Raw genomic sequence first — 6,872 nt, forward strand, 5'->3', positions numbered from 1 at the left:
TTGCTTTAAGCAAGATTTATTGGAGGTGAAAGATGAATAAAATAAAAAAAATCCTACCATTATTTCTTATGTGCTTAATAATTAGTCTTATGATATTTCCCTTAGATGCTTTGGCAAGTAGCGACTTTGATATAGATAAATACGTTCAATTTATTATAGACTATCAGAATGATGGAAAGAAATTATCTAATGCAGACTTTGATATATATAAAGTGGCAGATGTTGATAAAGATCTAAATATTAAACTCACAGAGAAATTTAGTAAATATCCTGTGGATTTAACAAAATTAAATCAAGAGGCCTGGAACGATTATGCTCTGACTCTTAAGGGATATGTACAAAGAGACGGGTTAAAAGCTCTAGTTACAGGTACAACTGATGTTAACGGAATTTACAAAACAAGACTAAAAGCAGGCTTGTATCTTGTTATCGGTAAAAATCTAACTTTGGATAATTATATATATGAATCCAGTCCTTTTCTAGTTTTACTACCTAATGTAGAAAAAGAAACAGGAACATGGAATTATGATGTTATCTCAAAGCCAAAGACAACAAGAAATGAAAAAATCATAAAGGAAGTATCTAAAAAAGTTATTAAGATTTGGAAAGATAAAGGTTTTGAAAACTTTCGTCCTAAAGAAATAGAGATTGAACTATTAGGAAACGGGAAGCTAAGAGAGACCATAGTTTTAAGTGAAAAAAATAATTGGCAGCACACATGGCATAAATTAGATGCAAGTGTTAATTGGACAGTGGCAGAAAAAAGTGTGGACAAAGGTAAATATAAGGTGATGATATGGGAAGATTGGAATACTTTCTTTGTTGAAAACACTTGTATTCCACCGGAAACATTACCGGGGAAACCGCCTAAAGTTCCACCCGAAATGCCACCTAAAACAGCATTAAAAGTGCCATTAGAAATACAACCGGAAATAACGTCAAAAGAAACAAAGCAACATTTACCACAAACAGGTCAGTTGTGGTGGCCGGTGTATACACTAGTTGGTCTTGGTTCAGTTATGATTGTGTTAGGCTTTATTCAAAATAGGAGAAAGAAGGTGGATGAATGAAAATTAAAATTAAAAAAGTTCTATCGCTTGTTTTAGCACTGCTAATATTACTTTCAAATTTTCCTATTTCTCTAGCTATGGGTAAAGAGTCTTTTGATGAACAAACAAAAAAGGCTGAGTCAATTATCACAACAAAGGAAGAAAGAAAAAAAGGATTTTTAGATAAAAAAGGAAATAGTGAGAGTAAAGGTAATGTGTTAGAGGAAGAAAATAGCGATGAACCTACAAAAGAATCTAAAACAGTTTTAGATGAAGAATCGAACAAGAGAAAAAGCACAGATTTATTTCCTATAATTAAGGAAGCAAATGACGAAAATAGCAAAATTCAACTTCTAGGTAAAAACTATGAACTTAACTTACAGAGAGATACAAATAGTAGTATTGATTTTTCAGATAAAATAACAAGCATTAGAATTTCTAAACAAGTCGGTGGTTCATGGATTCCATCAGAGGAATTTCAGGATGGAGATAATGTTAGAGTAAATATAAACTATTCTTTAAAACCTAATGATATAGGACCGAAAAATACAAAAATACATTATCAACTTCCCAGAGGAATAATGGTTTCAGAAGAGGAAATGGGACAGGTTTATTCTAAGGGGAAGGCTGTTGGAACTTATAAAATTGGGACTGACGGCAAAATAGAAATAACATTTAATGATGATTTTATTGAATTTGGAGCAGGTATTGATGGCACAGTAAGTTTTAAAGGAACTGCTTCAAAAGATGGTGCAGATGAAGAAGGAAAAATTAAATTTCCAGGCACAAATTTTGAAATTACAATTGTGAAACCACCAGCTCCACCGGAAGAAAATAAGTACGATATAAATACAAAGAAAACAGGAAAGATATCGGACAATAAAGATATAATTGATTATAAAATAGTAGTTTCTACATGGAAAGGAACCGGTAATATCATTAAAATAGAAGATACGATACCTGAATGGAACTCCAATACAATTAATTATTACCAAAATCGTGATATTGTCGTTAAGAAAATTTATTCTAATGGTTCGAGTACAAAGGTTAATAATCAATATAACCTACGTTGGAAAGATAAGGAAGGAGGATTTACAATTGAAAGTCTTCCTAAATTAGAACCGGGTGAAAAATATGAAGTAACTTATAGTGTAAGGGTATCTCCAAAAGACCTTAATGCTGAAGTGTATCAACTAAATAATAATGCGTATGCCAAATCAAACAATAATGAAGATAGTGGCGAAAATTATATAAAATGGCATAAAAATAATATTAAAAAATCGGGTTCTTATAATCCTAAAGATGGTTTAATTCAATGGACAATTGAGATAAATCCTGATGGAATGGATTTAACAAATTGGACTTTCGAAGATTGGGTATTTGGAGAAATTCATGGAGATGTAACTCTTCGTAGAGACTCAGGAGATTATAAATCAATCAATATTAATGATTCTGTTCATAAATATTCAGATAGAAGCTTAATCCAATATACTTTTCCAAATTTTATAGACGAAGCTGCTAAGAAGTCAAAATATACTATCTTTTTTTATACAAAAGCCACTGAACAACAAAAAGAACAAGGAGAGGCTAAAAATACAGCCACTATCAATAATGAAAGTGATGAAGCTACTGTTAAAATTTCAAAAAGAGAATTTGATTTACAAAAAACATTTGATAAGCATGAGTTAGTTGAAAAATCTAATAAGTTATTAAAAAACAAATGGTATATTAATATCGATCTTCCAGAGGGAAATCTTCCAGAATTTACTTATGAAGATGAAATTTTAAATGCCGTTGATGAGAAAGGAAATGATTTAGGAGCGGATAGCCACTATGGGGTCGCTTCTGAACTTGACCATATTTTTAAAAGTGAGATTTATTTTCATGAACAAAATGGAGAGCATATTGATCAAAGTAATATTGATGTAGCCATTAAATATTTTGATCAAGCTGGAGCCGAGATCTCATCTAGTGATTCTACAAAAAAAGTAAAATCATTTAAGATTATTGTTATCCCAAAAGAAGGTAAGGCTTTTAAGGCTAGATACATGAGAACAGGTCTATATTTTACCTATACAGATTTATCCAAAGCTTCAGCGAATGCAGAGGTGAAATCTGTAAATAAGGGTAAGCTTTCTAATGTCGAAAGAGAAGCTGAAAGTAAGTATAAAAAAATTCCAAAACTTTCTAAGAGTGTATACAAGGGCAAAGATAATTCAGGCAAAGGCATTTATGAGTATGAATCTTCTGAATTAGCCTATAAAGCTTTTGGCGGAAAGATTAAGTATCGAGTAATGTTAACTACTTCAAAAGAGGATACTAATAAAGACTTAATATTAAAAGATGCTTTACCAAAAGGTATAAAATTTGATGAAAGTTCTTTAAGAGTAAAATATTTTGAGTCTGAGTATTACCAGCCAGAAACTATTTGGCTTAATGGTCAACAATATAATATTAATGAAAATTCGACATCTAATTTAGATAAAAACGATTTAAAGATTACAATTAAAAAATTTCAGTTTGATGAATCACATCCTTTAATTGTCGTATATTATGACCTAGATATAAGTCAAGATGACTATTGGGACGATATAAAAAACTCTGAAAAAGAGTATTTAAATAAAGTAACATGGGGGAATGAAGAAAGCCAAGTAGTAACTAAGGTTAAAAGAGATCCTGAAAGGATTGATAAAAGAGGAGTACAACTGGATGACAAAGGTAATCCACTTATAGGATCTGATGGTAAACCAATTCCTGTGAAAAGACCAGCAGGTAGAATTAAGTACACAATACCAATAAATCCAGCAGGAGAAGACTTGAATAAGGGTTCTAATACATTAATCTTAAAAGACAAGTTTTCTGGTCCTGAGAATTTACAGGCTATGCTCGATATTGATTCTGTAAAGTTATATAGATATGACCTTAAAGCAGGTAATAATAAGGGAACACTAGTAGATGAAAGTAATTATACTCTAAGTTATGATTCAGATAATAAAGAATTAACGATGAAGATTCCTGATGAAATGGGATTAGTTTTAGAATACGAGTATGTTTTAGATACTAATTATGCTGGTGATATAAAAGTTTCTAATGAAGTTTCATTAGATGGTGAATGGTCAAATAAAGATGAGACTGTACTAAAGGAAGTATCATCATCTGCTACTGCAACTAAAAAGCTTATAAAAATATATAAGGTTGATAGTGATAACTTTAAAAAGGTCTTACCTGGCACAGAATTTAAGCTAGAATACTGGGATAAGCTAGAAAACAAATGGAAAACCCACAAAGAACGAATTGTAGTTGAAAAAGATGGATACATCTTGTGGAATTTAGCGGGAAGAGATAAAGATTTAGAAGAGGATACTCTCTACAAATTAATTGAAACAAAGCCAGTGATTGGTTATCAAAAAATAGAAGAAGAAATTTATATAATATGGCAAGGTGACCATGAAAACTTTGATACTTCTTATAATAATTCTGGGGCCTTAAACGCTGGTATACAGAAGAATAAGATACTAAAATTTGCGAACGGTGGTGGCATTAACTATATTACAAATAAATATACTAGACTTACTGTAAATAAGATTTGGCAAGATGCACAAGGAAATGTTATCAAGAAACCTAGTGACAGAGATATCAACATTAATTTGTATCGTAGCTTAAAAAAACCAGATGGCTATGAAGTTAAAGTTATATTAAAGTCTATGGCTTCTTGGGTGCAAGATGACCAAGAATATACTGTAATAGTTAATAAGTCTACGGGAATGGGAATAACAATAAGTTTTAACGGCTGGATGGGTAGTCCAAGCTATTCTTATGATGGCAACAAAGGAGAATTGGACGATAATAATGCAAGTTTAACCATTCCGTCTATAACTAAAGATACAGTTATTACAATAACACACAATAATAACCATGTAGTCCCTAGTTTTTCTAACTATGATAAACCTATCCTTAAAATAGAAGATAAGGAGTTTATGGAAAAAATTACTTTGAATAGTAGAAATAATTGGACAAAAAGTTGGGATGATTTGCCTTATCAGGACACAAATGGAAATTCATATTACTATACTGTCGAAGAAGAATCAATTGCAGGGTATACAACAACATATACCAATAATGAAGGTATCCAGCAAGGAGACATTAATGTAATTAATACTTCCGATGAGGTAAAAGGCTATGAACTGCCAACAACTGGTGGATCAGGAAGTACTATGTTCAGATTAACAGGGCTTTTCGTCTTATCTATTGGCTTAATAATCCCTTATAGAAAGAGACAAATTAAATGCTAAAGGTAAATAAGTTTTTCTTATTTGGCACGATCTGTATTTTGTTTGGACTCCTACTTTTTTCTAAAAACTTATGGGAAGATTATCAGGTAGGAAAAGAAACTGAGTTAATCAAGGAAAGTCTTAAAGAAAAAAGTCGCACAGAAATTGAAAAACTAATGGATAATAGACCTGATTATATTAAAAATCCGCATATGGAAATGCCAAAGCTAACAATAAATGGCAATGACTATATCGGATATGTAATTATACCGAGCTTAGAGCTGGAACTTCCGGTTCTGAGCTCTTGGTCTTATCCTAAGCTTAAGATCGCCCCAGCAAGATATGAGGGATCGGTATACCTAAATAACATGATCCTGTTAGCACATAACTATAAAGTCCATTTTGGCAAGCTACATCGATTAAATATTGGAGATATCATTCAATTTAAGGATATGGATGACAATCTATTTGAGTTTACCGTAGAAAAGAAAGAAGAGCTGGATAAAACACAAGTTAAAGATATGCTTTCCGCAGACTGGGATCTAACCTTATTCACTTGTACTCTAGGTGGTGAAGCAAGAACAACGATACGATGTAAAAGAATACAAAAGTAAGTGTTATCGATATAGCATTGTATAAATAAAATTTAAGAGAGATTTTTTTGAAAAAAGAAAATTTTTGTAGATATGGTATCGAAGGATTTAAAAGAAATAAATAAAAATGATGAGCTTATAGGGAAAAGGTTTGGAAAACTGAAAGTGATATCTGTTTATAAAAAAGGCAAGTACAAAAAATGTAAATGTATTTGTGATTGCGGAAACACTACTTATGTATACTATAGCAATCTTATCTCGGGAAGAACCGTAAGCTGCGGTTGTAGAGGGGCAGAGATTGCTAATAGCTATAAAAACATAGTAGGAGAAATATATCACGACCTTATAGTTGAAGAGAAAACTGAAAAACGTAAAGATGGCTTGATAGTTTGGAAATGTAGGTGTCTTAAATGCGGAAAATATATTGAAGCCACCAAAAAACAACTGGACAGAGGATATGTCAAAGACTGTGGGAATCATAAATATGAAGACTTATTGGGACAAAAATCGGAGAACTTACAGTTATCTCATTTGATAAAAATAGAGAAAAATATCTTTGCCTATGTTCTTGCGGTAAGTCCACTTATGTATCCAGATCTAATTTAATCAGCGGGCATACACTTAGTTGTGGTCATCTTGGTAATGACCGAAAATATAACTATGTAGACGGAGCTTTACCATACCTATTAACAGGAAAAGTCCCATCAAATAATACCAGTGGTGTAAAAGGCGTTAGTCAAACTAAAAGTGGCAATTGGGTTTCATATATTACATTAAGAAAAAAGAGATATACACTGGGAACATTTAAGAAAAAGAAGATGCTATTATAGCTAGAAAAAGGGCTGAAGAAAAACTATTTGAGCCGATTTTAAAAAGAGCAGGTAAAAATATTAAGGTAAACAAACAAGAACAGCAAAAACAATATGTCGTTAAGAAAAAATATAGATGGGGTGAAAGGT

Annotated in this window: 4 protein-coding genes; all 4 read left to right on the forward strand. The window is 31.7% G+C overall.

What is annotated here, in order from left to right; translation table 11 throughout:
• Window positions 1–32 precede the first annotated feature (32 nt).
• The 4 genes from HMPREF9129_RS04425 to HMPREF9129_RS10600 all read left to right on the forward strand — a co-directional run bounded on the left by HMPREF9129_RS04425 (window position 33) and on the right by HMPREF9129_RS10600 (window position 6,519).
• Window positions 33–1,070 carry a Cna B-type domain-containing protein gene (locus tag HMPREF9129_RS04425; RefSeq protein WP_004820771.1) on the forward strand — a complete coding sequence of 346 codons (1,038 nt, stop codon included), beginning with the start codon at window positions 33–35 and terminating at the stop codon, window positions 1,068–1,070.
• Window positions 1,067–5,341 carry a Cna B-type domain-containing protein gene (locus HMPREF9129_RS04430; protein WP_004820772.1) on the forward strand — a complete coding sequence of 1,425 codons (4,275 nt, stop codon included), beginning with the start codon at window positions 1,067–1,069 and terminating at the stop codon, window positions 5,339–5,341. Before HMPREF9129_RS04425 ends, HMPREF9129_RS04430 begins: the two co-directional genes overlap by 4 nt.
• Window positions 5,335–5,934, forward strand: coding sequence for a sortase (locus tag HMPREF9129_RS04435; protein WP_004820775.1), 600 nt, complete (start codon window positions 5,335–5,337; stop codon window positions 5,932–5,934). The genes HMPREF9129_RS04430 and HMPREF9129_RS04435 overlap by 7 nt, the downstream gene beginning before the upstream one ends.
• 72 nt (window positions 5,935–6,006) lie before the next feature.
• Complete coding sequence (locus HMPREF9129_RS10600) at window positions 6,007–6,519, forward strand: hypothetical protein (protein WP_004820777.1); 513 nt, start codon at window positions 6,007–6,009, stop codon at window positions 6,517–6,519.
• The last annotated feature ends 353 nt before the right edge of the window (window positions 6,520–6,872 follow it).

Origin of the sequence: Peptoniphilus indolicus ATCC 29427 (assembly GCF_000227315.1) — a bacterium.
GTDB classification, from domain to species: Bacteria; Bacillota; Clostridia; order Tissierellales; family Peptoniphilaceae; genus Peptoniphilus; species Peptoniphilus indolicus.